Here is a 26,100-nt window from a genome sequence, read left to right on the forward strand (position 1 = left end):
TCTCAGCGGGGCAGTTCGGCCCGGCGCAGTCCCGGGACGCACAGGGCGACGAGCCCGCCGAGGCCGCAGACGACGGCGCTGACGACATAGACCGGCCCGAGGCCCCAGGCGCCGATCGCGGCGGCCGCGAACGGCATGCTCAGCGGGGCGAGTCCGAGGCTTACCAGGCCGGAGACGGCCGTGACCCGGCCGAGGCGGGCGGGGTCCGCCTGGGTCTGGAGCAGGGCTCCGCACATGGCGCCGCTGAGCCCGGCGAGGAGTCCGACGAGCAGGGCGACCCCGACGGCACCGGCGAGGCTCGGGACGAAGGCGAGGGCGCCGATCGCGACGGAGCCCCCGAGGATGGCGTACCCGGCGACGAGCCCGGCGCGCGGCAACCGCCCCCGGACGGTGAGCAGCAGCGAGGCGGCGCCCGCGCCGACGCCGAAGCCGGCGAGGATCCAGCCCATCCCGGAGGCACCCCAGCCGCGCCGGTCGGCGAGCAGGGTCAGACCGACGTTGAAGGGCCCGACGAAGCCGAAGTCACCGAGGGCGATGGCCAGCATGAGCGGGGCGAGGACGCGGTGGCGGCGGATGTGGCGCAGACCGTCCCGCAGGTCCTGCCAGGCGGACGTGTCCCGGGGGTCCGTCCGGTCGTCCGCCGGCAGCTTCCGGACCCGTACACAGACCAGCAGCGGCACCGACACCGCGATGAGCAGTCCGGCAAGGGTGAACGCGGCCGCCGCGCCGCCGAGCGCCACGCCGAGGCCGCCGAGCGGGGCGCCGACGACGTTCGCGAAGCGGATCGCGAGGCCCCGCATGCCCTGTACCCGGGCCAGCTGGTCCTTGCCGGTGATCCGTGCCGGGAGGGCGCCGACGGCGGGCATGAACACGGCGTCGACGGTGCCGAAGACGAGGGCCAGCAGGGCGAGCGGCCACAGCCCGGGACTGGTCAGGAGCAGCAGGGCGGCCACCGCGAGGACGGCGGCACAGCGCACCGCGTCGCTGCCGATGACGACACGGCGCGGGCCCAGCCGGTCGGCGAGCACTCCCCCGCCGAGCATCAGCACGGCCCGCGGCAGCGCACTGGCCGACATCACGACACCGGCCTGCGCGGGCGTTCCGGCCTGGACGGCGGCCCAGGACAGGGCGATGTAGTAGATGCTGTCGCCGAGCATCGAGGAGGTGTAGGCACCCAGCCAGCGCAGGACGTTGGGGTCGCGGTGTGCGGGGCGGGCGTCGGTGACGGCGGCCGACGGCGTGAGGGTGGCGGTCACGGGAGGGGCCCTTCTCAGACGCGGAACGGGAATCCGGACACGTGCAGCGCGACGTGCTCGCGCCCTTCGGTCTCACCGGCAGCTTCGGCGGACCGGCCCCTCTCGTCGTACTTCCGCACCAGAGCGATCAGCTCCTGGCGCAGTGCGTCCAGTTCGGCCGCGGTCAGACGCAGCAGGGATTCGCTGTCGGGTGCGGCGGCGTTCCACTCGGCGCTCCAGGTGGCCCGCTCGTCCAGGTAGCGGCGGTACATCTCGGCGCGCTGGTCGTGGAAGAGCCGGGTCGCCGCCAGGTGCACGGCCGCCTTATCGGGCGCGTCCCGGAAATCTCCGTCGCGGATGCTCACCCCCTCCGACGAGGGCTGCCACCAGCGCTCCCGGCCGTCCCCGCTCTGCGGCTCGGCCTCCTCGATCAGACCGTGCTCGGCGAGCTTGCGCAGGTGGTAGCTGACCAGCGAGACGGCCTCGTCGACCTGGTCGGCGAGGTGCGAGGCGGTCGCCTTGTCGGCCACGCACAGGGCTCGGTACAGCTTCATCCGCAGCGGGTGGGCGAACGCCTTCAGCGTGCCCACGTCCGTGATGGGACGGCTCCCCTTGGCTGTCATGCACGCAACGCTAAATGGGAAAGAAAAGTTGCACAACAGATTTTGCGCAACTTCCCTTTCCTGTCTGGGGACGAGAAGGCCCCGGCCGCCCGAGGGCGACCGGGGCCGGAGCTGGGCGCAGCGTCAGCGCACCGGGTGCCCCGCCTCCCGCAGCGTCTGCTTGACCTGGCCGATGCGCAGGTCGCCGAAGTGGAAGACGGAGGCGGCCAGGACAGCGTCCGCGCCCGCCTCGACGGCCGGCGGGAAGTCCGCCAGCCGCCCCGCGCCGCCCGAGGCGATCACCGGGACGGTGACGTGCTTGCGGACGGCCGCGATCATCTCCAGGTCGTAGCCGTCCTTGGTGCCGTCCGCGTCCATGGAGTTCAGCAGGATCTCGCCGGCACCCAGCTCGGCGGCCCGGTGGGCCCACTCGACGGCGTCGATGCCGGTGCCACGGCGGCCGCCGTGCGTGGTCACCTCGAAGGATCCGGACTCGGTGCGGCGCGCGTCCACGGACAGCACCAGCACCTGCCGGCCGAAGCGCTCGGCGATCTCGCGGATCAGGTCCGGGCGGGCGATGGCCGCCGTGTTGACGCCCACCTTGTCGGCGCCGGCCCGCAGCAGCTTGTCCACGTCCTCGGCCGTGCGGACGCCGCCGCCGACGGTCAGCGGGATGAACACCTGCTCGGCGGTGCGGCGGACCACGTCGTACGTCGTCTCGCGGTTGCCCGACGAGGCGGTGATGTCCAGGAACGTCAGCTCGTCGGCGCCCTCGGTGTCGTACACCTTGGCCATCTCGACCGGGTCGCCCGCGTCGCGCAGGTTCTGGAAGTTGACGCCCTTGACGACCCGGCCGTTGTCCACGTCCAGGCAGGGGATGACTCGGACCGCCAGGGTCATGAGTTCACGGCTCCTCTGAATGCCTCTAGTTCCACTTCGACCAGGATGCGCGGGTCGACGAAGCCCTCCACGACCAGCAGGGTCGAGGCCGGGCGTACGGAGTCGAAGATCTCCTTGTGGGCCCGGCCCACGGCGTCCACGTCCCGCACATGGGTCAGGTACATCCGCGTGCGGATCACGGACTCGATACCGAGCCCGAACTCCGCGATCGCCTCCAGCGCGCTGGTGAACGCCACCTTGGCCTGCTCGTACGGGTCCCCCTCCCCGTACACCACACGGCCCCGGAAGGACGTCGTACCGGCCACCAGCACACGGTCACCCGCCGCGACGGCGCGCGCGAACCCGAAGCTCTCTTCCCAGGGACTTCCGCTCTGCACGCGCCGCACGGCATCGCTCATGACGACACAGCCTCCAAGGCCTCTTCCAGGGTGAACGCCTTCGCGTACAGGGCCTTCCCGACGATGGAGCCCTCGACACCGAGGGGTACCAGTTCGGCGATGGCCCGGAGGTCGTCGAGCGACGACACGCCGCCGGACGCCACGACCGGCCGGTCCGTCACGGCGCACACGTTGCGCAGCAGCTCGAGGTTCGGGCCCTGGAGGGTGCCGTCCTTGGCGATGTCGGTGACGACGTAGCGGGCGCAGCCCTCCTTGTCGAGGCGCTCCAGCGTCTCGTAGAGGTCGCCGCCGTCCCGGGTCCAGCCGCGGCCGCGCAGGGTCGTACCGCGCACGTCCAGGCCCACCGCGATCTTGTCGCCGTGCTCGGCGATGACCTTGGCGACCCACTCGGGGGTCTCCAGGGCGGCGGTGCCGAGGTTAACCCGGGTGCAGCCGGTGGCGAGGGCGGCGGCGAGGGTGTCGTCGTCGCGGATGCCGCCGGACAGCTCCACCTTGATGTCCATCGCCCTGGCGACCTCGGCGATCAGCTCCCGGTTGTCGCCCGTGCCGAAGGCGGCGTCCAGGTCGACCAGGTGCAGCCACTCGGCGCCGGAGCGCTGCCAGGCGAGGGCCGCCTCCAGCGGGGAGCCGTAGGACGTCTCGGTCCCGGACTCACCGTGCACGAGGCGGACGGCCTGGCCGTCACGGACGTCGACGGCGGGAAGGAGTTCGAGCTTGGCCATGGTCTACAGGGTTCCGATCCAGTTGGTGAGGAGCTGGGCACCGGCGTCGCCGGACTTCTCGGGGTGGAACTGGGTGGCCCACAGGGCACCGTTCTCCACGGCCGCCACGAAGGGCTTGCCGTGCGTCGACCAGGTCACCCTGGGCGGGTGCATGAGCGGGTTGTGGGTCTCCAGGGTCCAGTCGTGGACGGCGTAGGAGTGCACGAAGTAGAAGCGGGCGTCCCGGTCCAGACCGGCGAACAGCTCCGACTCGGCCGGGGAGTCGACGGTGTTCCAGCCCATGTGGGGCACGATGTCGGCCTGGAGCGGCTCGACCGAACCGGGCCACTCGTCGAGGCCCTCGGTCTCCACGCCGTGCTCGATGCCGCGCGCGAAGAGGATCTGCATGCCGACGCAGATGCCCATCACCGGGCGCCCGCCGGACAGCCGGCGGTCGATGATCCAGTCACCGCGGGCCCCGCGCAGCCCCTCCATGCAGGCGGCGAAGGCGCCGACGCCCGGCACCAGCAGGCCGTCGGCGTTCATCGCCCGGTCGAAGTCGCGCGTGATCTCGACGTCGGCCCCCACGCGTGCGAGGGCACGCTCGGCGGAGCGGACGTTGCCGAAGCCGTAGTCGAAGACGACCACTCGCTTGGCGCTCAATTCCACACCTCCAGCCTCAGGACGCCCGAGACGAGGCACATGGCCGCGCCGATGGACAGCAGCACGATGAGGCTCGTGGGCATCTTCTGCTTGGCGAAGGAGATGATGCCGCCGACCAGGAAGAGGCCGACGACGATCAGGACGGTGGACAGACCGTTCATGGGTTACAGCGCGCCCTTCGTGGAGGGGAGGATGCCGGCCGCGCGCGGGTCGCGCTCGCTGGCGTAGCGCAGGGCCCGGGCGAGTGCCTTGAACTGGCACTCCACGATGTGGTGCGCGTTGCGCCCGTAAGGCACGTGCACGTGCAGTGCGATCTGCGCCTGGGCGACGAAGGACTCCAGGATGTGCCGGGTCATCGTCGTGTCGTACTCGCCGATCATCGGCGCCATGTTCTCGGGCTCGGTGTGCACGAGGTAGGGGCGGCCGGACAGGTCGACGGTGACCTGGGCGAGGGACTCGTCCAGCGGGACCGTGCAGTTGCCGAAGCGGTAGATCCCCACCTTGTCGCCGAGCGCCTGCTTGAAGGCGGCACCGAGCGCGAGGGCGGTGTCCTCGATGGTGTGGTGGGAGTCGATGTGCAGGTCGCCGTCGGTCTTCACGGTCAGGTCGAACAGACCGTGCCGGCCCAGCTGGTCGAGCATGTGGTCGTAGAAGCCGACGCCCGTCGCGATGTCGGTCCTGCCGGTGCCGTCAAGGTTTATCTCGACGAGGACCGAGGTCTCCTTGGTCGTACGCTCCACGCGTCCTACGCGGCTCATGCCTCAAGCTCCTTCTTGACTTCACGTACCGCGTCGAGGAACGCGTCGTTCTCTTCGGGGGTTCCGGCGGACACCCGCAGCCACCCCGGTACGCCGTTGTCCCGGACCAGGACGCCCCGGTCGAGGATCTTCTGCCAGGCGGCGCGGGAGTCCTCGAACCGGCCGAACTGCACGAAGTTCGCGTCGGACTCGGTGACGTCGTAACCGGTGGCCCGCAGCTCGCTCACCAGCCGGTCCCGCTCCGACTTCAGCTGCTCGACGTACTTCAGCAGCGTGTCGGTGTGCTCCAGGGCGGCCAGGGCGGTCGCCTGGGTGATCGCCGACAGGTGGTACGGCAGCCGTACGAGCTGTACGGCGTCCACGACCGCGGGGTGCGCGGCGAGGTAGCCGAGGCGCAGGCCCGCCGCGCCGAACGCCTTCGACATGGTGCGGGAGACGACCAGGTTCGGCCGGCCCGCCAGCAGCGGCAGCAGCGAGTCGCCGTGGCTGAACTCGACGTAGGCCTCGTCGACGACGACCATGGACGGCCTGGCCGCCTGGGCCGCGTCGTACAGCGCGAGGACCGTCTCGGGCGGCACCGCGTTGCCGGTGGGGTTGTTGGGGGTGGTGACGAAGACGACGTCGGGCCGGTGCTCGGCGATGGCCCGCTCGGCCACCACGAGGTCGATGTCGAAGTCCTCGTTGCGGGGGCCCGAGATCCAGCCCGTACCGGTGCCGCGGGCGATGAGCGAGTGCATCGAGTACGACGGCTCGAAGCCGATGGCCGTCCGGCCGGGTCCGCCGAAGGTCTGCAGCAGCTGCTGGATGACCTCGTTGGAGCCGTTGGCGGCCCACACGTTCTCGACGCCGAGCGGGTGCTTGCCGGTCTTCGTCAGGTACTTGGCCAGCTCGGTGCGGAGCTGGACCGCGTCCCGGTCGGGGTAGCGGTTCAGGTTCCGGGCGGCCTCGCGCACCCGCTCGGTGATCCGCTCGACCAGCGGCTCGGGCAGCGGGTACGGGTTCTCGTTGGTGTTCAGCCGTACGGGGACGTCCAGCTGGGGCGCGCCGTAGGGGGACTTGCCGCGCAGCTCGTCCCGTACGGGGAGATCGTCGATTCCGAAGCTCACTTGCTCTCAGGCACCTTCCAACCGAACCTCGCCTTGATCGCCGCGCCGTGCGCGGGCAGGTCCTCCGCCTCCGCCAGCGTCACCACGTGGTGCGCGACCTCGGCCAGCGCGTCCTTCGTGTAGTCGACGATGTGGATGCCGCGCAGGAAGGACTGGACGGACAGGCCTGAGGAGTGACAGGCGCAGCCGCCGGTGGGCAGGACGTGGTTGGACCCGGCCGCGTAGTCGCCCAGCGAGACCGGGGCCCAGGGACCGATGAAGATCGCGCCGGCGTTCCTGACCCGGCCGGCCACCGCGGCGGCGTCCGCCGTCTGGATCTCCAGGTGCTCGGCGCCGTACGCGTCGACGACCCGCAGGCCCTCCTCGATGCCGTCGACCAGGACGATCGCGGACTGCCTGCCGTTCAGGGCCGGGACGATCCGGTCCTCGACGTGCTTGGTGGCCGCGACCTGCGGCTCCAGCTCCTTGGCCACCGCGTCCGCCAGCTCGACCGAGTCGGTGACCAGCACGGCGGCCGCCAGCGGGTCGTGCTCGGCCTGGCTGATCAGGTCCGCGGCCACGTGCACCGGATCGGCGGTGTCGTCCGCGAGGACCGCGATCTCGGTGGGCCCGGCCTCGGCGTCGATGCCGATCTTGCCGGTGAAGTAGCGCTTGGCCGCGGCCACCCAGATGTTGCCCGGGCCGGTGACCATGTTGGCGGGCGGACAGGACTCGGTGCCGTGCGCGAACATCGCGACGGCGGTGGCGCCGCCGGCCGCGTAGACCTCGTCCACGCCGAGCAGGGCGCACGCGGCGAGGATCGTCGGGTGCGGCAGACCACCGAACTCGGCCTGGGCCGGGGAGGCGAGCGCGATCGACTCGACGCCGGCCTCCTGGGCGGGCACCACGTTCATGACCACGGAGGACGGGTAGACCGAGCGGCCGCCCGGGGCGTACAGCCCGACGCGGTCGACCGGCACCCACTTCTCGGTGACGGACCCGCCGGGCACGACCTGGGTGGTGTGCGTCGAACGGCGCTGCTCGCGGTGGACCAGGCGGGCGCGCCGGATGGACTCCTCCAGGGCCGCGCGCACGGCCGGGTCGAGGCCCTCGAGCGCGTCGGTGAGCGCCTGGGCCGGGACACGGACCGATTCCAGCCGTACTCCGTCGAATTTCTCCGCGAAGTCGATCAGCGCCGCGTCGCCCCGATGATGCACGGCCTCGCAGATCGGACGCACCTTCTCCAGCGCGGCCTGAACGTCGAAGTCGGCTCGGGGCAGCAGGTCGCGCAGGGCGGGGCCCTCGGGGAGGGCGTCGCCGCGCAGATCGATTCGGGAGATCACGGTGTCAATTCTCTCAGACCGGGGTGCGGAGCCGTCCGCGCGTATCAATGGCTGATACAGAACTCGGGACAGCGGGTGGTACATAGCCTGGCCGGAACCCGGAAGATCGCCTTCACGTCCTGTGTAACAGGCGTCACTCAGCGGGCATGACGGGTGTACGGAGAAGGTGACAGCGAGTAGTCGGAGGAGGGAGGGAGGGTGGTGACCGAGGGGGCCGGCATCCACACCGGGGACCTGCCGGACGACCTGACCGCGGCCGAGGCGGGCATGTGGCAGGCCTTCCGCAACGGCAGCGTGTACGACCTGAGCAGCGGGGACACCGTCGTCGACGATCCGCACGGCGGGCACCCCTGGGGGCCCGAGCGGAGCGTCAGGGCGCGCATGATCTGCTGGCTGCTGCTGGACGGGCCGCCCGCGCTCGCGGGCCGGGTGTCCTCGCTGAAGCTGACCGGCGTGCGGGTCACGGGCACGATGGACCTGGCGGGCGGCACGGTCACGCCGTACGTGGAGCTGCGCGGCTGCCGTTTCGACGACCAGATCCTGCTGCCCGAGGCCCGGTTCACGACCCTGCGCCTGGTGGACTGCGCCGTGCCCCGGCTGGAGGCGGCCCGGGTGCACACCGAGGGCGATCTGCACCTGCCGCGCTGCCGCTTCCAGAACGGGGTGCGGCTGACCGACGCGCACATCGGCACGGACCTGCTGCTCAACCAGGCGATCGTCTACCGGGACCGCAGCGGCCGCTCGATCGCCGCGGACGGCATGACCGTGGGCCAGGACCTGCAGGCGGAGCTGCTGGAGTCGCACGGCGAGCTGAGCCTGCGCAGCGCCAAGGTCGGGGTCTCGCTGAGCCTGCGGGGGGCGAAACTGGCCAACCCTTACGCGCGCCTGGCCCTGAACGCCCCCCAGCTGACGGTGGAGCGCACCCTGTACCTGACCCCGGCCGGCGTGGGCAACCCGCTGCTGAGCGGGACGACCCCCGCGCGCGGGACCCGGATCCAGCGCTTCGAGTGCCGGGGCGGGATACGGCTGGACGACGGGCGGTTCGGGGACGCCGTGGACCTGGAGCGGGCCCGGTTCGTCTTCACCGACGACCAGGAGCTGTCGCTGCGCCGGGCGCAGACACCCGAGCTGCGCTTCCTCGGGGACGGGCCCGAGCGCGGGAAGGTGGTGCTGTCCGGCGCGCGGATCGTGAACCTGGTGGACCACGCGGGCAGCTGGCCGGGCCCCGGCAACCTCCACATGGGCGGTTTCGCGTACGAGAACCTCGTACCGCAGGGCCCGTTCCCGCTGACCCGGCGGCTGGACTGGGTGGCGGCGGCCACCGCCGAGTACAACCCGGAGCCGTACGAGCGGCTGGCCACCGTGCTGCGCGCGGCCGGCGAGGACGAGGACGCCCGCGAGGTGCTGCTCGCCAAGCAGCGCCGGCGCCGCGAGACGCTGCCGCCGGCCGCCAAGTGCTGGGGGTACGTCCAGGACTGGACGGTGGCCTACGGCTACCGGCCGGGCCGGGCCGCGGTGTGGATGGCGGTGCTGTGGGCGGCGGGCACTTTGGCCTTCTCGCACGCCGACCATCCGCCGGTGAACCCCGGCGGCCATCAGACCTGGAGCGCCGCCCTGTTCACACTGGACCTGCTGCTGCCGGTGATCGACCTGGGCCAGGTCGGCCAGTGGCAGCTGCACGGCGGCTGGCAGTGGCTGGCGGCGGCGATGATCCTGCTGGGCTGGATCCTGGCGACGACGGTGGCGGCGGGGGCGACCCGGCTGCTTCGGCGCGGCTGACGCCCGGTTCCTCGGCACGCACGGATGCCCGGTGCATCGGCACACACGGTTGCCCGGTTCATCGGCACGTACGTCACATTGGGCAGGTACACCACATTGGTTGAACAATCACCTTTTACTTGTCCTTGACCATCGGACGTACAACCTTCCACGACTTGCCCTGACCCTCTGGCGCTGCCCCGACCTGCGGACTTTCAATGGTCGACACCATGGCTCTGCTGCCGGCGTTCCTCCGCCCCACACGGATGACACGACGTGCCTCGCGCCCCGCCGCCCCACAGCCGGCCGGCGACGAGGCAGTCCTCGACGCGCCCGACGAACGCCTCTCCCCCGCGCTGGTCGCGGCGGGCCGGGGCGAGTACGGCGCCGCCTCCGCTCTGCTCGCCGCCACCCGCGCGGCGGCCGAATGGGAGGCCCACGACCGCTACACCCGGCGGCTCGCCGCCTTCGCCCGCTCGCGCTGCGAGTGGTTCGAGGCCTGGCGCGACGCGGCCGCCCCGGACGACCCCGACGTGACGCTCGTCGCGGCCCAGCTCGCGGTGGACCGCGCCTGGCCCTCCCCGGCCCGCGCCGAGCTGCTGCGCGAGGTGAGCCCGTTGATCACGGCCGCCGCCCGGGCCGACGACCGCGACCCGGTGCCCTGGCGGATCGCGCTCGACCACGCCCGCGGCTCCCGGGCCGGACACCGCTACTTCGAGGAGCTGTGGGAGGCGGCGGTCCGGCGGGCCCCGCACCACTACGGCTGCCATGTGGCCGCCCTGCGCTACCTGAGCACCTCCTGGCACGGCTCGCACCGCGAGTGCTTCGACTTCGCCGACCTGGCCGCGCAGGACGCCCCGGCCGACTCGCTCGTCCAGGCGCTGCCGGCCCGGGCGGCCCTCGCCTATCTGAGCGACGGCTGCGGCCCCGAGGTGCCGCGCGAGCGGCTGGACGCGGCGGCCGACCGGGCGGCCGAGCTCTCCGGCCGGTTCCCGGCGGCCACGCCGTCGTCCGCCGAGATCCGCAACAAGCTGGTCTACGTCCTCGCCCGGCTGGAACGCTGGGAGGACGCCCGCACCCAGCTGCGTCTGATCGGCCCGTACGCCACCTCGTTCCCCTGGGACCGGCTCTCCGACGACCCGCTGGGCCACTTCCTCAGGCTGCGCGAGGCACTCCTGACGACCGCTCGCGGCACCACCCCGACCGAACTGCTGGCGGCACCGGCGCGACCGCGGAACGAACACCGCGACCGGGCCGCCGCCACCGACCATTAGGCTGGGGCGCCGTGACCACCGTCCGTCTCCCACTGTTCCCGCTGAACTCGGCGCTGTTCCCCGGGCTCGTGCTGCCCCTGAACATCTTCGAGGAGCGCTATCGCGCCATGATGCGCGAGCTCCTGAAGACGCCCGAGGACGAACCGCGCCGGTTCGCCGTCGTGGCGATCCGCGACGGCCACGAGGTGGCACCGAGCGCGCCAGGCATGCCGGATCCGACCACCCAGCCCGAGCGGGGCCCGGCCGCGGGCTTCGGCCCGGACCCCCTCGCCTCCCTCCACGGCGTGGGCTGCATCGCGGACGCGGCGACCATCCGGGAGCGAGCCGACGGCACGTTCGAGGTGCTGGCGACCGGTACGACCCGGGTGCGGCTGCTGTCCGTGGACGCGTCGGGTCCGTTCCTGACGGCGGAGCTGGAGGAGCTGCCGGAGGACCCCGGCGACGAGGCGGGCGCCCTGGCCGAGGGCGTCCTGCGCGCCTTCCGCCAGTACCAGAAGCGCCTGGCGGGCGCCCGTGAGCGCTCCCTGTCGACGGGCGCGGACCTCCCGGACGACCCCTCGGTGGTCTCCTACCTGGTGGCGGCGGCGATGGTCCTGGACACGCCGACCAAGCAACGGCTGCTGCAGGCGCAGGACACCGCCTCCCGGCTCCGGGACGAGCTGAAACTCCTTCGCGCGGAGACGGCCATCATCCGTAACCTTCCGTCGTTGCCCGCGTTCGAGCTGACGCGGACGCCGACCAGCCTGAACTGAGCGAACCGAGGCCGACACACCGATGGCGAAGAAGTCGAAGAAGCAGCAGTCCGCCGGCACCCCCGCGACGGTGTCCCTGACTGCGGCGGGCGTGGACTTCACCCTGCACTCCTACGAGCACGACCCCTCCCACCCCTCCTACGGCGAGGAGGCGGCCGAGGCGATGGGTGTCTCCCCCGACCGGGTCTTCAAGACCCTGGTGGCGGACGTGGACGGCGCGCTGACGGTGGCGGTGGTGCCGGTCTCCGGCACGCTGGACCTCAAGGCACTGGCCGCCGCGGTGGGCGGCAAGCGGGCGACGATGGCCGACCCCACCCTCGCGGAGCGCACCACCGGCTACGTACGCGGCGGCATCTCGCCCCTGGGCCAGCGCAAGAGGCTCCGCACCGTCCTGGACGACTCGGCCGGGACGCACCCGACGATCTGCATCTCGGCGGGCCGCAGGGGGCTGGAGGTCGAACTGACCCCGGGAGACCTGGCAGAGCTGACCGAAGCGGTGCTGGCACCGATCGGCCGGGGCTGACGGGACTACGCCAGCGGGGCTCCGTACCCGTCCTTGGGGGCCGGTCCCTGCGGATACGGCTCGGGGTCCCGCGGGCCGAACAGCGCGGTCAGCCCCAGATGCACCAGCGCCGCGGCCAACGGCCAGGCCAGCAGCGCGCCCTTCGCCCCCAGCTTCAACGGTGCCGAGAAGGTGACTCCCTTCCCGACCTGCCGCGCGTGCGCGATCACGTCGGACGTGGGCCCCAGCCACACCCCGAACCGCCAGGCCAGCAACGACCCGAGCAGACCGCCCACACCCAGCGCCACCACCAGCGGCACACCGCCGCGCCGCCGCAGCAGAAACACGACGACCGCGCTGACCAGCCCGAAGGCCAGCCCCAGCAGGGTGAACGTCCCGTCCACGCCGGCCGCCTGCTCCCCCTCGGTGTCCTTGAGGTAGACGACCCAGCTCTTGTCGAGCTCGTCCCCCACCAGCGGCACGTGCGGTGCCAGCCACCACCACAGCAGCCCGAACAGCAGCCCGCCCAGCGCCACCGCTATCGCGATCACGACGGCTTCCAGGATCTCGGTCTTCATCCCGGGGCCGTCCTGTTCGTACGGGCCCATGCCCGGCGCCCCGGCAGGCGGCGGCGCCTGCCAGGCCTGGTGCGGGGAGTCGTCGTGCGGCGGCGTGGGCGGAGTCAGCGGTGCGGTCACCCTGACATCGTGCCAGGTCGCGCTGTGGGCCGCGTCATCGGACGGCGGCCCTGCGGTAGGCCCAGGTCGCCACGGCCAGCGAGATCACCCCGACACCCGCGCAGACCCCCAGGTCAGCGAGGACGGCGGCCCAGTCCGGGTCGGCCCCGAAGGTCCGCGCGTAGGCCTCGACGCCGTAGGTCGACGGCAGCAGGTCCCGGGCCAGCCGCACGATCTCCGGCATCCGGTCGGCCGGCAGCACACCGAGCAGCAGCGCCGCCGACATGCCCAGCTGCCCGAGCAGCGTGGCCAGCTCGGGCCGCGGCGCGAGCAGCCCGCAGGCGGCGCCGAGTCCGGCGAGCGCGGCCCCGGCGAGCGGGACGACGGCCAGCAGGATCCACAGGTTGGACAGCGGCAGCCCGAACAGCATGCACCCGAAGACGGCGGTCACCAGGGTCCCGGGCACGGTGAAGGAGGCGTACGCCCCCGCCGCGCCCAGCACCACCGCCGCCGGCGGCACCGGCAGCGTGGCGTAGTGGTCGAGCCCGCCGCTGGCCCGCAGCTGCCCGAAGTACTGCGACAGCAGATTGAGCGCGACGTACGCGACGACGAGCACCGAGGACCCGGCCACCACGGACTGCGCCTCACTGCCGCTGTCGACGACGCCGCGCATCATCACGGCGATGCCGATGGACTGGAAGGTCGCCACGAACAGCAGTGGGATGCGCGCCACCCGGGCCCGGGACAGCTGGGCCCGGTAGACGGCCACCAGCGACGGCCACAGCCGCGCGGGCGGCCCCAGCTCGGCCGCGGGCCGGGCCGGCTCCGGCACGTCCCGGGCACCGCCCTGCAGAACCTCCGCGGGTACGACACTCACGACGAGCTGCTCCTCTTCCCTACGGCAGCCGCGCCGCCGTCCCACAGGGACCATACGGGTACGGCGTTCCTCGCGCTCACGCCTTCACCAGCCCCTGCCGTGCCGCCCCGCCCAGCGCCAGGTAGACGTCCTCCAGGCTGGGCGTGGCGAGTGTGAAGTCGTCCAGCGCGGCGAAGGCGGCGCCGCCGGTCACCGTGGCGACGGCGGCCCGGGCCTCCTCGGGCGCGAGCCGGAGCGTCCAGCGCCGGCCGGACTCCACGGCCCGTTCGCGCAGCACGGCGACCTCGGGCACGTCCAGCGGCGCCCGCTCCCGCCACACCAGTTCCACCCGCACCTCGCCGGAGACCTGCTCCTTCAGCCCGGCCGGGGTGTCGCAGGCGATGACCCGGCCCTGGTCCAGCACGGCGACCCGGTCGAGGACGGTCTCCGCCTCGATGACGTTGTGGGTGACCAGCAGCACGGTCGTACCGCGCTCGGCCCGCCGTCGGTCCACGGCCGCCCACACCGCGCGCCGGGCCACCGGGTCCATGCCGGTGGTGGGTTCGTCCAGCACGAGCAGCGACCGCTCGCCGACCAGGGCGGCGGCGAAGCAGGCGAGCCGCCGCTGTCCGCCGGACAGCTTCTTCAGCGCCCGCCCGGCGATCGGTGTGAGGCCCAGTTCCTCGAGTACGGCGTCCCGCTCGGCGCGCGCCTGCCGTACGGCCAGGCCGCGCAGGCGTCCGGTGGTCTCGGCGGCGAGCGCGACGGTCAGCTCGTCCAGGGCGGAGGACTCCTGCCCCAGGTAGGCGAGGATCCGGGCGGCCCGCTCGGGGTGCCTGACGATGTCGTGGCCGAGGATCTCGACGCTGCCGGTGTCCGGCCGCAGCAGCCCGGTGAGCTGCCGTACGAGGGTGGACTTGCCGGCGCCGTTGGGCCCGAGCAGCCCGAAGATCTCTCCGCGCCGTACGTCCAGTTCCACGCCGTCGGTGGCCCGCACCTCGGGCGCGCCCGGCGTTCCGCGCCGCCCCTTCACGGGCGGATAGGTCTTGCTGAGCCCGCGCACGCGTACGACCTCGTCATGCCGAAGTGCCTGTCCCACGCGCGTACTCACAAGGCACGAGACTACGGGGTCCGGCCCCTTTACTCGCCTTTGGGGCCTCTTCCCGTCCCCCGGCTTCCCGTCCCGCCACCGGGAAAGTCCCGGCTCACTCCCCGGCCGGGGCGTGCTCGGCCGCGGCCGGCACGTCGATCTCCCGCCAGAAGCCCGCCCGGATGGCGTAACGATCGTGCTCGTCGATCTGGTCGTCCTTGTGGGCGAGCAGCCCGAAGCGGGCGGCGTAGCGCAGCAGCTCGCCGTCGATGCGGTGCGGGATGCGCGGGTACATCGTGGACAGCCGCTGCAGATGGCTCTGATCGCCGAGCCGGGACATCCAGCGGCGGGCGAAGACCTGGCCCACCTCGTACGGGTCGCCGCCGACCGTGGTGATGTCCTCCTCCCGGTCGGCCCAGCGCTGCTCGGCGGTGGTGACCTGGGCGAGCGTCGGCATGGAGGCGATCTCGGGCGGCTCGGAGACCCCGCCCGGCCGGTCGACCCAGCCCTTGTCGGAGGACCATCTGAGGGTCGCGGTCGCCGGATGCTGCACGGCCTGCACGCCGGGCGCGCGCAGCGCGGCGAGGTCCTTGGGGGTCGGCACGCCCTTGGGGGCGGGCACCCGCTCCTGGGTTCCGGCCTCGGCCGAGGCGGCCGACGCGTGCGCGACCTCCTCGGCGGGTGCTTCGGCGGCCGTGGCGAGCGAGGACTCGGGCAGCGGCGCGGAGAGGATCGCGGCGATCTCGGGGCGCGGCGCGGGCTGGGGCGCGCAGACGCCGGTCAGCTCCTTGGCGCGGACCGCCTGGGTGATCCAGGCCCGGTCCAGTACGCGCCGCTCGTCGGCCTCGGCGACCAGGTCCTCGGACTGGTTGTAGTCCCCGTCGGCGGCCTGTACGGCCCACAGGTGGACGGCGACGCCGTGTTCCTTGGCGGCCATCATGCCGGGCAGCAGATCGCCGTCGCCGGTGACCAGGACGACGTCGGAGCAGGCGCGGTTGCGGGCCAGCTCGGTCAGCTCGGCGTGCATGGCGGCGTCCACGCCCTTCTGCGCCCAGCGTCCGTCACTGCGGGTGAGGGCGCCGAGCCGGACGGTCACGCGAGGCATCACGCGCAGCCGGCGGTGCTCCGGCTGGGGGACCCGGTCGGGGGCGCCGTCGAACCAGTAGATGCGCAGCAGCGGGCGCTCGGTCTCCGACTCCGCGCGTTCGCGCAGGGCCTGGATCAACGCGGCGTGGTCGACGGTGATCCGGGACCTCGAGGGCTCACCGGCGAGGAGGCTGGCGGCGGCTCCCAGCAGATACCCGGCGTCCACCAGAACGATGCAGCGGTCCACGCGACTCACCCTCTTCCCAGGATGCTCTTGCTCCGGACTTCCTTTGCTTCGGACTTCCTTCGAGTCTGCCCGACCGCGCGGGGGTTAACGGCCGGAACTCGATCTTCGGCGTGGCGTTTGCGCACACCGCCGGCTCATCGACCCTGTTACACACGGTAATTATCCGACATGCGCGTGATGTCAGCTTATGTGAATCTGGTCGCGGCCCTGGCCCCTAGATCCCCCACAGGAGGCAGATCACCATGGCCAAGAACAAGAACCGCAAGCAGGGCAGCCAGCAGCAGCGCTCGCAGGCCCAGCCGGCCCAGGAGCACGCGCAGCGGTCGTCCTCGGAGACGCACGAGTCCCCGATGCACGTCCCGGGCAGCCCGGCGGATGTTGCGCGTAAGAAGCAGCAGCGCTTCGGCCACAACTAAAGGGCAGTTGAAGCCCAGGCACACGGAAGGGGCGCACCCGCCGAGGGTGCGCCCCTTCCCGCTGCATCGGCTCAGCCCGCCAGGCAGGACGGTCCGAGCAGCACCTTCAGATCCCCGAAGAGCGCCGGATCCGGCTTCACACGGTGCCGGTCCAGCCGGAGCACCGTCGTCTTCGTCGGCCCCTGGAGCTTGATGCGGACCTCGCTCTCGCCCCGGTGGTGGCTGAGGATCTCGCCGAGGCGGCTGACCATCGGCGGGGTGACCTTGACGGCGGGGATGGTGAGGATCACCGGCGCGTTGGTGCCCGCGTTCGACAGGTCGGGCACCTGGAGCTCCATCGCGACCAGCCGCGGCACGTCCTCGCGCTTGTCGAGCCTGCCCTTGACGAACACGACCGCGTCCTCGACGAGTTGGGTCGACACGAGCTGGTACGTCGCCGGGAAGAACATGCACTCGATGGAACCGGCGAGGTCCTCGACCGTGGCGATCGCCCAGGCGTTGCCCTGCTTGGTCATCTTGCGCTGCAGGCCCGAGATGATGCCGCCGATGGTGACCACCGCGCCGTCCGCGTGCTCACCTCCGGTGAGCTGGGCGATGCCCGCGTCGGCCTTGTCGGACAGCACGTGCTCCAGGCCGAACAGCGGGTGGTCGGAGACGTACAGACCGAGCATCTCCCGCTCCTGGGCGAGCAGATAGGTCTTGTCCCACTCCTCGTCCGTGAACTGCACGTCGAGTCCGAAGCCGGGCTCGTCGCTCTGCTCCTCGCCCATGCCGCCGAAGAGGTCGAACTGCCCCTCGGCCTCCTTGCGCTTGACCGCGACCACGTTGTCGATCATCGGCTCGTACTGCGCGGTGAGGCCCTTGCGGGTGTGCCCCATGGTGTCGAAGGCGCCGGCCTTGATCAGGGATTCCGTGGTGCGCTTGTTGCACGCGACCGCCTCGACCTTGTCGAGGTAGTCGGGGAAGGAGGCGTACTTGCCCTTCGCCTTGCGGCTCTTGATGATCGACTCGACCACGTTGCTGCCGACGTTGCGCACGGCCTCCAGGCCGAAGAGGATCACGTCGTCGCCCTGGGCGGCGAAGTTGTGCACCGACTCGTTGACGTTCGGCGGGAGCACCTTGATGCCCATGCGGCGGCACTCGTTGAGGTAGATCGCCGACTTGTCCTTGTCGTCCTTGACCGAGGTCAGCAGGGCGGCCATGTACTCGGCGGGGTAGTTCGCCTTGAGGTAGGCGGTCCAGTAGGAGACCAGGCCGTACGCGGCGGAGTGGGCCTTGTTGAACGCGTAGCCGGCGAAGGGGACCAGCACGTCCCACAGGGCCTGGATGGCCTCGTCGCTGTAGCCGTTCTTCTGGGCGCCGGCCTGGAAGATGGTGAAGTTCTTGGCCAGTTCCTCGGGCTTCTTCTTGCCCATCACGCGGCGCAGGATGTCGGCCTCGCCGAGCGAGTAGCCCGCGATGATCTGGGCGGCCTTCTGCACCTGCTCCTGGTAGACGATCAGGCCGTAGGTGACGGCCAGGACCTCCTCGAGGGGCTCCTCCAGCTCCTTGTGGATCGGGGTGATCTCCTGGAGCTTGTTCTTGCGCAGCGCGTAGTTGGTGTGCGAGTCCATGCCCATCGGGCCCGGGCGGTACAGGGCCGACACGGCGGAGATGTCTTCGAAGTTGTCGGGCTTCATCAGACGCAGCAGCGAGCGCATGGGGCCGCCGTCGAACTGGAAGACGCCGAGGGTGTCGCCGCGCTGGAGCAGTTCGAAGGTCGTCGGGTCGTCGAGCGGGAGGCCCAGGAGGTCGATGTCGACCCCCTTGTTGGACTTCACCATCTTGACGGCGTCGTCCATGATCGTGAGGTTGCGCAGGCCCAGGAAGTCCATCTTCAGCAGGCCGAGCGACTCACAGCTCGGGTAGTCCCACTGCGTGATGGTCACACCGTCGGTGTGCCGCACCCACACGGGGACGTGCTCGGTGATGGTCTCGCTGGACATGATCACGCCGGCCGCGTGCACACCCATCTGCCGGACCAGGCCCTCGACGCCCTTGGCGGTGTCGATGACCTTCTTCACGTCGGGCTCGTTCTCGTACATCGCGCGGATCTCGCCCGCCTCGCTGTAGCGCGGGTGCGAGGGGTCGGTGATGCCGTTCAGGTCGATGCCCTTGCCGAGGACGTCGGCGGGCATCGCCTTGGTGAGCCGGTCGCCCATGGCGTACGGGTAGCCCAGGACGCGCGCGGAGTCCTTGATCGCATTCTTGGCCTTGATCTTGCCGTAGGTGCCGATCATGGCGACCTTGTCGGCGCCGTACTTCTCGGTCACGTACCTGATCACCTCGACGCGCCTGCGCTCGTCGAAGTCGATGTCGACATCGGGCATGGAGACGCGCTCGGGGTTGAGGAACCGCTCGAAGATCAGGCCGTGCGGGATCGGGTCGAGGTCGGTGATGCCCATGGCGTAGGCGACGATCGAGCCGGCCGCGGAGCCTCGGCCGGGGCCCACCGCGATGCCGTTGTTCTTGGCCCACATGATGAAGTCGGCGACCACGAGGAAGTAGCCCGGGAACCCCATCTGGATGATGACGTCCATCTCGTACTCGACCTGCTTCTGCCGGTCGTCGGGGATGCCGCCCGGGAAGCGGCGCTCCATCCCGCGGCGGACCTCCTCCTTGAACCAGGTGACCTCGGTGTAGCCGTCGGGGATGTCGAACTTCGGCATGAGGTTCTTGGCCTCGAACATGCCGGTCGTGTCGACCATCTCGGCGACGAGGAGGGTGTTGGCGCAGCCCTCCTGCCAGGCGTCCGAGGAGTCGATGGCGTACATCTCGTCCGTGGACTTCAGGTAGTAGCCGGTGCCGTCGAACTTGAAGCGGTCGGGGTCGGAGAGGTTCTTGCCGGTCTGGATGCACAGCAGGGCGTCGTGGGCGGTCGCCTCGTGCGCGTACGTGTAGTGCGAGTCGTTCGTCACCAGCGGCGGGATGCCGAGCTTCTTGCCGATCTCGAGGAGTCCGTCGCGGACCCGGTGCTCGATCTCGATGCCGTGGTCCATCAGCTCCAGGAAGTAGCGGTCCTTGCCGAAGATGTCCTGGTAGTCGGCGGCGGCCTTCAGGGCCTCGTCGTACTGCCCGAGGCGCAGCCGCGTCTGGAGCTCGCCGGAGGGGCAGCCGGTGGAGGCCACGATCCCCTCGGACCACTGGGCGATCGTCTCCTTGTCCATCCGGGGCCACTTCTGGAGCCAGCCCTCGGCGTACGCGTCCGAGGAGAGCCGGAAGAGGTTGTGCAGGCCCGTGCTGTTCACGGCCCACATCGTCTTGTGGGTGTAACCACCGGAACCGGAGACGTCGTCGCGCTTCTGGTGCGGCTGGCCCCACTGGATCTTGCGCTTGTTGCGCCGGGACTCGGGGGCGACATACGCCTCGATCCCGATGATCGGGGTGATTCCGGCTTTCTTCGCGGTATGGAAGAAGTCGTACGCGCCGTGGAGGTTGCCGTGGTCGGACATGGCGATGTGCGTCATGCCCATCTCGTTGCAGGCGTTGAACATGTCCTTGAGCCGCGCGGCACCGTCCAGCAGTGAGTACTGGGTGTGGACGTGCAGGTGCGTGAAGGGCGGCTTTGACACGGTTTCGGCCTCCAAGGGAAACAGGCGTCTACGATCTTCCGACCGGCTGTGGACCGACTGCGGACGGTCTGGGGGACAGCGTCGAAGTCTATGCCCCGGCACTGACACCCGCGGGCGATCCGGACGTACCTTCGTGCGGGAACCGGGCACTCCCGCCAGGCGTCGCCCGTTGGAGACGGCGGAAGCGCTGTCGCACCCCTTCATGCACATTCCAGCACCACCCGTCCTGCACCAGGAGGCACCCCGCGATGTCGGTACCCCAGCTCAACGACGAGCAGCGCGGCGAGGAGATCCTCGCCGTCTTCGACACCGCCTTCGGCCGGCTCCTGGCCGCCGACCCGGCCGCGTTCCGGGTGAAGTTCCGGAAGATGGCGGCCTCGGCGTTCGCCTTCTACCGGGGCACGGCGGCCCTCTTCTACCACGACCTCACTGCGAACACGGAGTTCGGGTCGAAGCGCGGCGGCCCGTACCTGGACGACCGCACCTCGCAGGTGTGGATCCACGGCGACCTGCACGCCGAGAACTTCGGCACCTACATGGACTCCAACGGCCGCCTGGTCTTCAACGTCAACGACTTCGACGAGGCCTACGTCGGCCCGTTCACCTGGGACCTGAAGCGCTTCGCCGCCTCCGTCGCGCTCATCGGGTACGCGAAGGCACTCGGCGACGAGCAGATCACCGAGCTGGTGACGATCTACGCGGCCGCCTACCGCGAGCGCATCCACGCCCTGGCCACGGGTGCCAAGAGCGACGAGGTGCCGCCGTTCACGCTGGACACCGCGCAGGGTCCCCTGCTGGACGCACTGCGTGACGCCCGCTCGCTGACCCGCTTCGAGCTGCTGGACTCGATGACCGAGATCCGCGACTTCGAGCGCCGCTTCGCATCGGGCGGCGGCTCCATCGAGCTGGACGCCGCCACCCGCTACAAGGTGCTGGCGGCGTTCGACGGCTACCTGGAGACCCTCCCGGACTCCTCCCTGGCCCGCCCGGACTCGTACCGGGTGAAGGACGTCGTGGGCCGTCGCGGCATCGGCATCGGCTCGGCCGGCCTGCCGTCGTACAACATCCTGCTGGAGGGCCACAGCGACGCCCTGGAGAACGACGTCGTGATCTACATCAAGCAGGCCCAGACCCCGGCCGTCTCCCGGCACATCACGGACCCGGCGATCGCGGAGTACTTCCAGCACGAGGGCCACCGCACGGTGATCTCCCAGCGCGCCCTGCAGGCGCACGCGGACCCGTGGCTGGGCTGGACCGAGCTGGACGGCGCGGGCCAGCTGGTCGCCGAGGTCTCGCCGTACGCGGTCGACCTGGACTGGAGCGACATCGACGACCCGGAGGAGATCGCGGCCGTCGTCGCCGACCTCGGCCGGGCCACGGCCACGATGCACGCGGCGGCGGACGACACCTCCGGCGAGTCCCTGGTGCCGTTCTCCACCGAGCGGGCCATCGACGCGGCGATCGCGGCCGACGAGGAGGGCTTCGCACCCCTGCTGGTGGACTTCGCGCACGGGTACGGCGCACGCGCGCGTGCCGACCACCAGATCTTCGTCGACCTGTTCCGCAACGGCCGGATTCCGGGGCTGTAACCTCGCACACTCACAGGCAGTCTTTAGGGGCCTCCTACTCGCGTACGTGACAGACTCTGCTTTCGCTATGGACATATCCGGGACCCAGCTCAGAGCCGTGCGCGCGGCGCTGTTCACGGCCGTGGTCGTGACGCTCAGCACCGCGTCGCACGTTCTGCTGTCCAGGGCCCCGCTGCCGGTGTCGACCGTCGCCGCGGTCGCCACCGGCGTGTTCCTGACCGCGTACGCACTGGCGGGCCGCGAGCGTGGCTTCGGCCGGATCGCGGCCCTGCTGATCCCGCTGGAGCTGGCCGCGGACACGGTCTTCACCACCGGCCAGCACGCCTGTTACGGCAAGGCGGGCGGGCCGGTCGCCGGACCGCTGCGCGCCCTCGGCCTGGACGTGCTGTGCCAGGGCGGCGTGGGTACGCAGCTGGCCCGGGTGACCGGCGCCTCGGGCCACGGCGGCACGGCACTGCTCGCGCACGCCAGCCCGGCCGCCGCCTGGCTGCTGCTCGCCGCGCACATCGGCGTGGGCCTGCTGGCCGCCGCCTGGCTGCGCCGGGGCGAGCGTGCCCTGACCCAGCTGCTGCGCGCGGTCGCCGCCACCACGTTCCGGCCGCTGCTGCTGGCGGTGGCCGCTGTCGCCGTACGGCTCCTGCCGCCGCGCCGGCTGCCGCGCCCGGCCCCCCGGCCGGTCACCGCGCGCGACCGGCTCCTCGTGCACTCCCTGGGACGGCGTGGACCGCCGTGCTCACCGGCATTCATCTGAGCACGTTCAGTCCCCCATACGTATCCCGCGTACGACGTGTGCGCGTCCCACATGGAGATCACCAACATGAGCAAGCGGAACAGCCAGTCGGCGAAGACGGCGGCCCGGGAGCGGCTGCGCCAGGAGCGCGAGCGGCAGGCCAAGCGCGACAGGGCCAGGCGGCAGGTCATCGTGGCCGCCTCGGTCGTGGGCGTGCTGGCCGCCGCCGGCGGCATCGGCTACGCCGTCGTCCAGATGAACAAGCCCAGCTACTGGGAGGGCCTGAAGGACGCCAAGGTCGTCGCCCCGGCCAACACCACGGGCACGAACGGCACCACCGTCGTCATCGGCAAGGACAGCGCCAAGAAGACCCTCAAGATGTACGAGGACCCGCGCTGCCCCGTGTGCGCCCAGTTCGAGCAGACGGTCGGCTCGACCCTGAAGAAGGACATCGACGACGGCAAGTTCAAGTACCAGTACGTCGGCGCCACGTTCATCGACAACAAGGACAACGGTGAGGGCTCCAAGAACGCCCTGAGTGCCCTGGGCGCCGCGCTGAACGTCAGCCCCGAGGCGTTCCTCCAGTACAAGGCCGCGCTGTACTCCGCGAAGTGGCACCCGGACGAGCAGACCGACAAGTTCAAGGACGACAGCTACCTCATCAAGGTCGCCGACACGGTGACCGCGCTCAAGAACAACACCCAGTTCCAGAACGCGGTCAGGAAGGGCACCTACGACGCCTGGGCCGTGCACATGTCGAAGACCTTCGACGACAACAAGGACGGCGTGACCGGTACCCCGGGCTTCGTCATGGACGGCAAGCAGCTCAACGGCGGCAAGGTGCTCCTGACGGTGGCCGACTTCAACAGCGCTGTGGACGCGGCGATGAAGGGCTGACGGCTCCCCGGAAACCGGCCTTCAGGTGAAGAGCGGGCGAACTTTCGGAGTTCGCCCGCTCTGACGCGTACCGATCAGTAACCTGATCGGTCGTGACCAGTCGATACAAGCCATCCGAGGCCGCCAAGCGCCTCAACTCCCTGTCGCCCCGCCGCCGTACGGTCGTCAAGGCCGCGGCGGCGACTGCTGTCCTGGCCGGCCCGCTCGCCGCCGCCCTGCCGGCGCGCGCCGCCACGGACGCCCCCGCCTTCCTGCACGGCGTCGCCTCCGGTGACCCGCTGCCCGACGGCATCCTGCTGTGGACCCGGGTGACCCCCACGCCGCAGGCGATACCCGGCTCCGGGATCGGCCCGGACACCGAGGTGAGCTGGGTCGTCGCCAGGGACAAGGCGCTGACGAACGTCGTCGCCAAGGGCTCGACCACGGCGACCGCCGTCTCCGACCACACGGTCAAGGCCGACATCCGCGGCCTCCAGCCCGCCACCGACTACTGGTTCCGCTTCTCGGCCGGCGGCACGGACTCCCCGGTGGCGCGTACCCGCACCGCGCCGGCGGCGGACGCCGCCGTCTCCGGCCTGCGCTTCGGCGTGGTCTCCTGCGCCAACTGGGAGGCCGGCTACTTCTCCGCCTACCGCCACCTCGCGGCCCGCACCGACCTCGACGCCTGGCTGCACCTCGGCGACTACATCTACGAGTACAAGTCCGGTGAGTACGCGGCCCGGGGCACGGTCGTCCGCCCGCACGCGCCCGCGAACGAGATCCTCACGCTCGCCGACTACCGGATCCGGCACGCGAAGTACAAGACCGACCCCGACCTGCAGGCGCTGCACCTGAAGGCACCGGTCATCGCGATCTGGGACGACCACGAGTTCGCCGACAACGCCTGGTCGGGCGGCGCGGTCAACCACACCGAGGGCGCCGAGGGCACCTGGACGGCCCGTCAGGCCGCCGCCAAGCAGGCCTACTTCGAGTGGATGCCGGTCCGCCCCGCGATCGCCGGTACCACCTACCGCCGGCTGCGCTTCGGCAAGCTCGCCGACCTCTCCCTGCTGGACCTGCGCTCCTTCCGCTCCCAGCAGGCCGCCACGGCGAGCGGCTCGGTGGACGACCCGGACCGTACGATCACCGGCCGGGCCCAGCTCGACTGGCTGAAGGCCGGATTGAAGGCCTCCGACACCAAGTGGCGGCTGGTCGGCAACTCGGTGATGATCTCGCCGTTCTCCTTCGGCTCGCTCTCCGCCGACCTGCTCAAGCCGCTCGCCAAGCTGCTCGGGCTGCCGCAGGAGGGGATCGCCGCCAACACCGACCAGTGGGACGGCTACACCGACGACCGCCGCGAGCTGCTGGACCACCTGCGCTCCAACGCCATCGGCAACACCGTCTTCCTGACCGGTGACATCCACATGGCGTGGGCCAACGACGTGCCGGTGGACGCGGGCACCTACCCGCTGTCGGCCTCGGCGGCCACCGAGTTCGTCGTCACCTCGGTGACCTCGGACAACCTCGACGACATCGTGAAGGTCCCCGAGGGCACCGTCTCGGCGATCGCCTCACCGGTCATCAGGGCGGCCAACCGGCACGTCCACTGGGTGGACACGGACCGCCACGGCTACGGCGTCCTGGACATCACCACCGACCGTGCGCAGATGGACTACTACGTCCTGTCCGACCGCACCGACGCGAACGCGACCTCCCAGTGGGTGCGCTCCTACTCCACCCGCAGCGGCACGCAGAAGGTCGAACGGACCTACTCCCCGGTGTAGCCGATCACTGCGGCCGGTCCGAGCAACCAGCGCGAGACTTCCGACATCAGAAGGGGTGGCTGACAACTCGTCACCACCCTTTTGATTGAAGACACATGGCCACCCCCAAGGTGCCGTGAAGAAGACCGCGACGATCGCGGCTGCCCTGACCTTCGCCGGACTCGCCTCCGTCACTCAGGCTCAGGCAGCCCCGGCGGCGGCGCCGGCCTTCGTCAACCTGACCGTGCTGGACACCCACGGCGCGCCCACATACGCGAAGCCCACCGACTCGTCGACGAGGTACCGCGTCGAGCCGTTCAAGACGACCCTGCGGATCCAGTGCTCGACCACCAAGACCCCCTCGGGGGAGCGGTGGTTCCGGATCTACGACTCCCAGCCGACGGCCTGGGTGTGGTCCGGGCACTTCATGTCGTTGGTGCACCCGCCCAAGGAGTGCTTCCCGGGCTGAGGTTCCCGACGCCCGGCAACGCGGGTGATCGAGGCTGACAGCAGGCCCGGGTCACTTGCTGCCTACGCCGTCGGCAGGCCGTCGAGGAAGCCGAGCGCCACCCGCCAGGTGGCCTCGGCGGCCTCCCGGTCGTAGTCCGGCAGTCCGGGGTCGGTGTAGAGGTGCCCGGCGCCCGCGTACCGGTAGACCTCCACATCGGCCCCGGCCCGGCCCATCTGCAGGTACCAGGCGCTCAGCCAGTCGTCCGTCTCGAACGGGTCCGGCTCGGCCACGTGCAACTGCACGGGCAGCTCGTCCGCCTGGGCGTTCGGCGCGAGGTCCGAGGTGCCGTGCAGGAGCAGCAGGCCGCGCGCCTTCTCGTCGCCGAGGGCCAGGGTCTGCGCGATGGAGGCGCCGAGCGAGAAGCCGGCGTAGACGAGCCCCCGCTCCGAATACGGTGCGGCGGCCAGCACGGCCCGCTTCAGCAACTCCTCCTTGCCGATCCGCTCCTTGAACTCCATCCCCTCCTCGACCGTGTCGAACGTGCGCCCCTCGAAGAGGTCCGGCGTCCACACCTCGTGGCCCGCCGCGCGCAGCCGGTCCGCGGCCTCGCGCACCGCGGGCCTGAGCCCGTAGGCCGAGTGCAAGAGCATGATGTTCATGAGGCCATGGTGCCAGCCGGGTGCGACAACGCCGTAGCGCGGCCTCCTGCGGGTGTCGCCGCGAAGAGACAGGTTCAG

At 71.1% G+C, this 26,100-nt stretch carries 26 protein-coding genes; 10 read left to right on the forward strand and 16 right to left on the reverse strand.

Annotation, left to right across the window (positions count from 1 at the left end; genetic code table 11):
• Window positions 1-2 precede the first annotated feature (2 nt).
• The 10 genes from FB157_RS01635 to hisD all read right to left on the reverse strand — a co-directional run bounded on the left by FB157_RS01635 (window position 3) and on the right by hisD (window position 7,685).
• Complete coding sequence (locus FB157_RS01635; protein ID WP_145875162.1) at window positions 3-1,256, reverse strand: MFS transporter; 1,254 nt, start codon at window positions 1,254-1,256, stop codon at window positions 3-5.
• Window positions 1,257-1,270: 14 nt separating this feature from the next.
• Window positions 1,271-1,858, reverse strand: a complete 588-nt coding sequence (locus tag FB157_RS01640) for a helix-turn-helix domain-containing protein (protein WP_145875164.1) — start codon at window positions 1,856-1,858, stop codon at window positions 1,271-1,273.
• 123 nt (window positions 1,859-1,981) lie between these two features.
• Entirely contained in the window at window positions 1,982-2,737 is a 756-nt protein-coding gene (hisF, locus tag FB157_RS01645) for an imidazole glycerol phosphate synthase subunit HisF (protein ID WP_145875166.1), read from the reverse strand.
• On the reverse strand, window positions 2,734-3,135 hold the full coding sequence (locus tag FB157_RS01650) for a RidA family protein (RefSeq protein ID WP_145875168.1): 402 nt from the start codon (window positions 3,133-3,135) through the stop codon (window positions 2,734-2,736). Before FB157_RS01650 ends, hisF begins: the two co-directional genes overlap by 4 nt.
• Window positions 3,132-3,857, reverse strand: coding sequence for a bifunctional 1-(5-phosphoribosyl)-5-((5-phosphoribosylamino)methylideneamino)imidazole-4-carboxamide isomerase/phosphoribosylanthranilate isomerase PriA (priA, locus tag FB157_RS01655; RefSeq protein ID WP_145875170.1), 726 nt, complete (start codon window positions 3,855-3,857; stop codon window positions 3,132-3,134). The genes FB157_RS01650 and priA overlap by 4 nt, the downstream gene beginning before the upstream one ends.
• 3 nt (window positions 3,858-3,860) lie before the next feature.
• A complete protein-coding gene (hisH, locus tag FB157_RS01660) occupies window positions 3,861-4,505 on the reverse strand; it encodes an imidazole glycerol phosphate synthase subunit HisH (RefSeq protein WP_385166675.1) in 645 nt (214 codons plus the stop codon).
• On the reverse strand, window positions 4,496-4,660 hold the full coding sequence (locus FB157_RS47050) for a hypothetical protein (protein ID WP_186581278.1): 165 nt from the start codon (window positions 4,658-4,660) through the stop codon (window positions 4,496-4,498). The genes hisH and FB157_RS47050 overlap by 10 nt, the downstream gene beginning before the upstream one ends.
• Before the next feature lie 3 nt (window positions 4,661-4,663).
• Window positions 4,664-5,257, reverse strand: a complete 594-nt coding sequence (gene hisB, locus FB157_RS01665) for an imidazoleglycerol-phosphate dehydratase HisB (RefSeq protein WP_145875173.1) — start codon at window positions 5,255-5,257, stop codon at window positions 4,664-4,666.
• Entirely contained in the window at window positions 5,254-6,363 is a 1,110-nt protein-coding gene (locus FB157_RS01670) for a histidinol-phosphate transaminase (RefSeq protein ID WP_145875176.1), read from the reverse strand. Before FB157_RS01670 ends, hisB begins: the two co-directional genes overlap by 4 nt.
• The gene (gene hisD, locus FB157_RS01675) at window positions 6,360-7,685 is read right to left on the reverse strand and encodes a histidinol dehydrogenase (RefSeq protein ID WP_145875178.1); all 1,326 of its coding nucleotides are present in this window, start codon (window positions 7,683-7,685) and stop codon (window positions 6,360-6,362) included. Before hisD ends, FB157_RS01670 begins: the two co-directional genes overlap by 4 nt.
• A 201-nt stretch (window positions 7,686-7,886) precedes the next feature.
• On the opposite strand from hisD, the gene FB157_RS01680 reads away from it, so the two are divergent.
• The 4 genes from FB157_RS01680 to ybaK all read left to right on the forward strand — a co-directional run bounded on the left by FB157_RS01680 (window position 7,887) and on the right by ybaK (window position 11,992).
• Entirely contained in the window at window positions 7,887-9,464 is a 1,578-nt protein-coding gene (locus tag FB157_RS01680) for an oxidoreductase (protein WP_145875180.1), read from the forward strand.
• 197 nt (window positions 9,465-9,661) lie between these two features.
• Window positions 9,662-10,717 (forward strand): hypothetical protein, encoded by a 1,056-nt coding sequence (locus FB157_RS01685; protein WP_145875182.1) that lies wholly within the window; start codon window positions 9,662-9,664, stop codon window positions 10,715-10,717.
• A gap of 11 nt (window positions 10,718-10,728) precedes the next feature.
• On the forward strand, window positions 10,729-11,469 hold the full coding sequence (locus FB157_RS01690; protein WP_145875183.1) for an LON peptidase substrate-binding domain-containing protein: 741 nt from the start codon (window positions 10,729-10,731) through the stop codon (window positions 11,467-11,469).
• Window positions 11,470-11,491: 22 nt separating this feature from the next.
• Window positions 11,492-11,992: a Cys-tRNA(Pro) deacylase gene (ybaK, locus tag FB157_RS01695; RefSeq protein ID WP_145875186.1), complete on the forward strand. Its 501-nt coding sequence runs from the start codon at window positions 11,492-11,494 to the stop codon at window positions 11,990-11,992.
• A gap of 5 nt (window positions 11,993-11,997) precedes the next feature.
• Here ybaK and FB157_RS01700 read toward each other — a convergent pair whose 3' ends face one another.
• From FB157_RS01700 to FB157_RS01715, 4 genes are all read right to left on the reverse strand, one after another.
• Complete coding sequence (locus FB157_RS01700; RefSeq protein ID WP_145875187.1) at window positions 11,998-12,669, reverse strand: AAA family ATPase; 672 nt, start codon at window positions 12,667-12,669, stop codon at window positions 11,998-12,000.
• 34 nt (window positions 12,670-12,703) lie between these two features.
• Window positions 12,704-13,525 (reverse strand): ABC transporter permease, encoded by an 822-nt coding sequence (locus FB157_RS01705; protein ID WP_145875189.1) that lies wholly within the window; start codon window positions 13,523-13,525, stop codon window positions 12,704-12,706.
• A 76-nt stretch (window positions 13,526-13,601) separates the two neighbouring features.
• Entirely contained in the window at window positions 13,602-14,615 is a 1,014-nt protein-coding gene (locus FB157_RS01710) for an ABC transporter ATP-binding protein (protein ID WP_145875191.1), read from the reverse strand.
• 94 nt (window positions 14,616-14,709) lie between these two features.
• On the reverse strand, window positions 14,710-15,927 hold the full coding sequence (locus tag FB157_RS01715; protein WP_145875192.1) for an NYN domain-containing protein: 1,218 nt from the start codon (window positions 15,925-15,927) through the stop codon (window positions 14,710-14,712).
• Window positions 15,928-16,169: 242 nt separating this feature from the next.
• Between FB157_RS01715 and FB157_RS47055 the strand changes: the two genes are divergently transcribed.
• Entirely contained in the window at window positions 16,170-16,343 is a 174-nt protein-coding gene (locus FB157_RS47055) for a hypothetical protein (RefSeq protein ID WP_186581279.1), read from the forward strand.
• 71 nt (window positions 16,344-16,414) lie between these two features.
• On the opposite strand, the gene dnaE is transcribed toward FB157_RS47055, so the two are convergent.
• Window positions 16,415-19,954, reverse strand: coding sequence for a DNA polymerase III subunit alpha (gene dnaE, locus FB157_RS01720; protein ID WP_145875194.1), 3,540 nt, complete (start codon window positions 19,952-19,954; stop codon window positions 16,415-16,417).
• A gap of 248 nt (window positions 19,955-20,202) precedes the next feature.
• Between dnaE and FB157_RS01725 the strand changes: the two genes are divergently transcribed.
• The 5 genes from FB157_RS01725 to FB157_RS01745 all read left to right on the forward strand — a co-directional run bounded on the left by FB157_RS01725 (window position 20,203) and on the right by FB157_RS01745 (window position 25,381).
• A complete protein-coding gene (locus tag FB157_RS01725; RefSeq protein WP_145875196.1) occupies window positions 20,203-21,543 on the forward strand; it encodes a DUF2252 domain-containing protein in 1,341 nt (446 codons plus the stop codon).
• A gap of 67 nt (window positions 21,544-21,610) precedes the next feature.
• Window positions 21,611-22,294, forward strand: coding sequence for a hypothetical protein (locus FB157_RS01730; protein WP_145875198.1), 684 nt, complete (start codon window positions 21,611-21,613; stop codon window positions 22,292-22,294).
• 66 nt (window positions 22,295-22,360) lie between these two features.
• Window positions 22,361-23,170: a thioredoxin domain-containing protein gene (locus tag FB157_RS01735; RefSeq protein ID WP_145875199.1), complete on the forward strand. Its 810-nt coding sequence runs from the start codon at window positions 22,361-22,363 to the stop codon at window positions 23,168-23,170.
• Between the two features lie 92 nt (window positions 23,171-23,262).
• Window positions 23,263-24,933, forward strand: coding sequence for an alkaline phosphatase (locus FB157_RS01740; protein ID WP_145875201.1), 1,671 nt, complete (start codon window positions 23,263-23,265; stop codon window positions 24,931-24,933).
• 115 nt (window positions 24,934-25,048) lie between these two features.
• Window positions 25,049-25,381 carry a hypothetical protein gene (locus tag FB157_RS01745; RefSeq protein WP_145875203.1) on the forward strand — a complete coding sequence of 111 codons (333 nt, stop codon included), beginning with the start codon at window positions 25,049-25,051 and terminating at the stop codon, window positions 25,379-25,381.
• A gap of 62 nt (window positions 25,382-25,443) precedes the next feature.
• Here FB157_RS01745 and FB157_RS01750 read toward each other — a convergent pair whose 3' ends face one another.
• The gene (locus FB157_RS01750; RefSeq protein WP_145875205.1) at window positions 25,444-26,022 is read right to left on the reverse strand and encodes a dienelactone hydrolase family protein; all 579 of its coding nucleotides are present in this window, start codon (window positions 26,020-26,022) and stop codon (window positions 25,444-25,446) included.
• Window positions 26,023-26,100: the final 78 nt, after the last annotated feature.

This window comes from Streptomyces sp. BK340 (assembly GCF_007827595.1).
In the GTDB taxonomy this organism is placed as follows: Bacteria; Actinomycetota; Actinomycetes; order Streptomycetales; family Streptomycetaceae; genus Streptomyces.

Coding starts and splice junctions, on each gene's coding strand:
- FB157_RS01640 (WP_145875164.1), bottom strand. CDS start 1,858: ATGACAGCCAAGGGGAGCCGTCCCATCACGGACGTGGGCACGCTGAAG.
- hisF (WP_145875166.1), bottom strand. CDS start 2,737: ATGACCCTGGCGGTCCGAGTCATCCCCTGCCTGGACGTGGACAACGGC.
- FB157_RS01650 (WP_145875168.1), bottom strand. CDS start 3,135: ATGAGCGATGCCGTGCGGCGCGTGCAGAGCGGAAGTCCCTGGGAAGAG.
- priA (WP_145875170.1), bottom strand. CDS start 3,857: ATGGCCAAGCTCGAACTCCTTCCCGCCGTCGACGTCCGTGACGGCCAG.
- FB157_RS47050 (WP_186581278.1), bottom strand. CDS start 4,660: ATGAACGGTCTGTCCACCGTCCTGATCGTCGTCGGCCTCTTCCTGGTC.
- hisB (WP_145875173.1), bottom strand. CDS start 5,257: ATGAGCCGCGTAGGACGCGTGGAGCGTACGACCAAGGAGACCTCGGTC.
- FB157_RS01685 (WP_145875182.1), top strand. CDS start 9,662: ATGGTCGACACCATGGCTCTGCTGCCGGCGTTCCTCCGCCCCACACGG.
- ybaK (WP_145875186.1), top strand. CDS start 11,492: ATGGCGAAGAAGTCGAAGAAGCAGCAGTCCGCCGGCACCCCCGCGACG.
- FB157_RS47055 (WP_186581279.1), top strand. CDS start 16,170: ATGGCCAAGAACAAGAACCGCAAGCAGGGCAGCCAGCAGCAGCGCTCG.
- FB157_RS01725 (WP_145875196.1), top strand. CDS start 20,203: ATGTCGGTACCCCAGCTCAACGACGAGCAGCGCGGCGAGGAGATCCTC.
- FB157_RS01730 (WP_145875198.1), top strand. CDS start 21,611: ATGGACATATCCGGGACCCAGCTCAGAGCCGTGCGCGCGGCGCTGTTC.
- FB157_RS01735 (WP_145875199.1), top strand. CDS start 22,361: ATGAGCAAGCGGAACAGCCAGTCGGCGAAGACGGCGGCCCGGGAGCGG.
- FB157_RS01750 (WP_145875205.1), bottom strand. CDS start 26,022: ATGAACATCATGCTCTTGCACTCGGCCTACGGGCTCAGGCCCGCGGTG.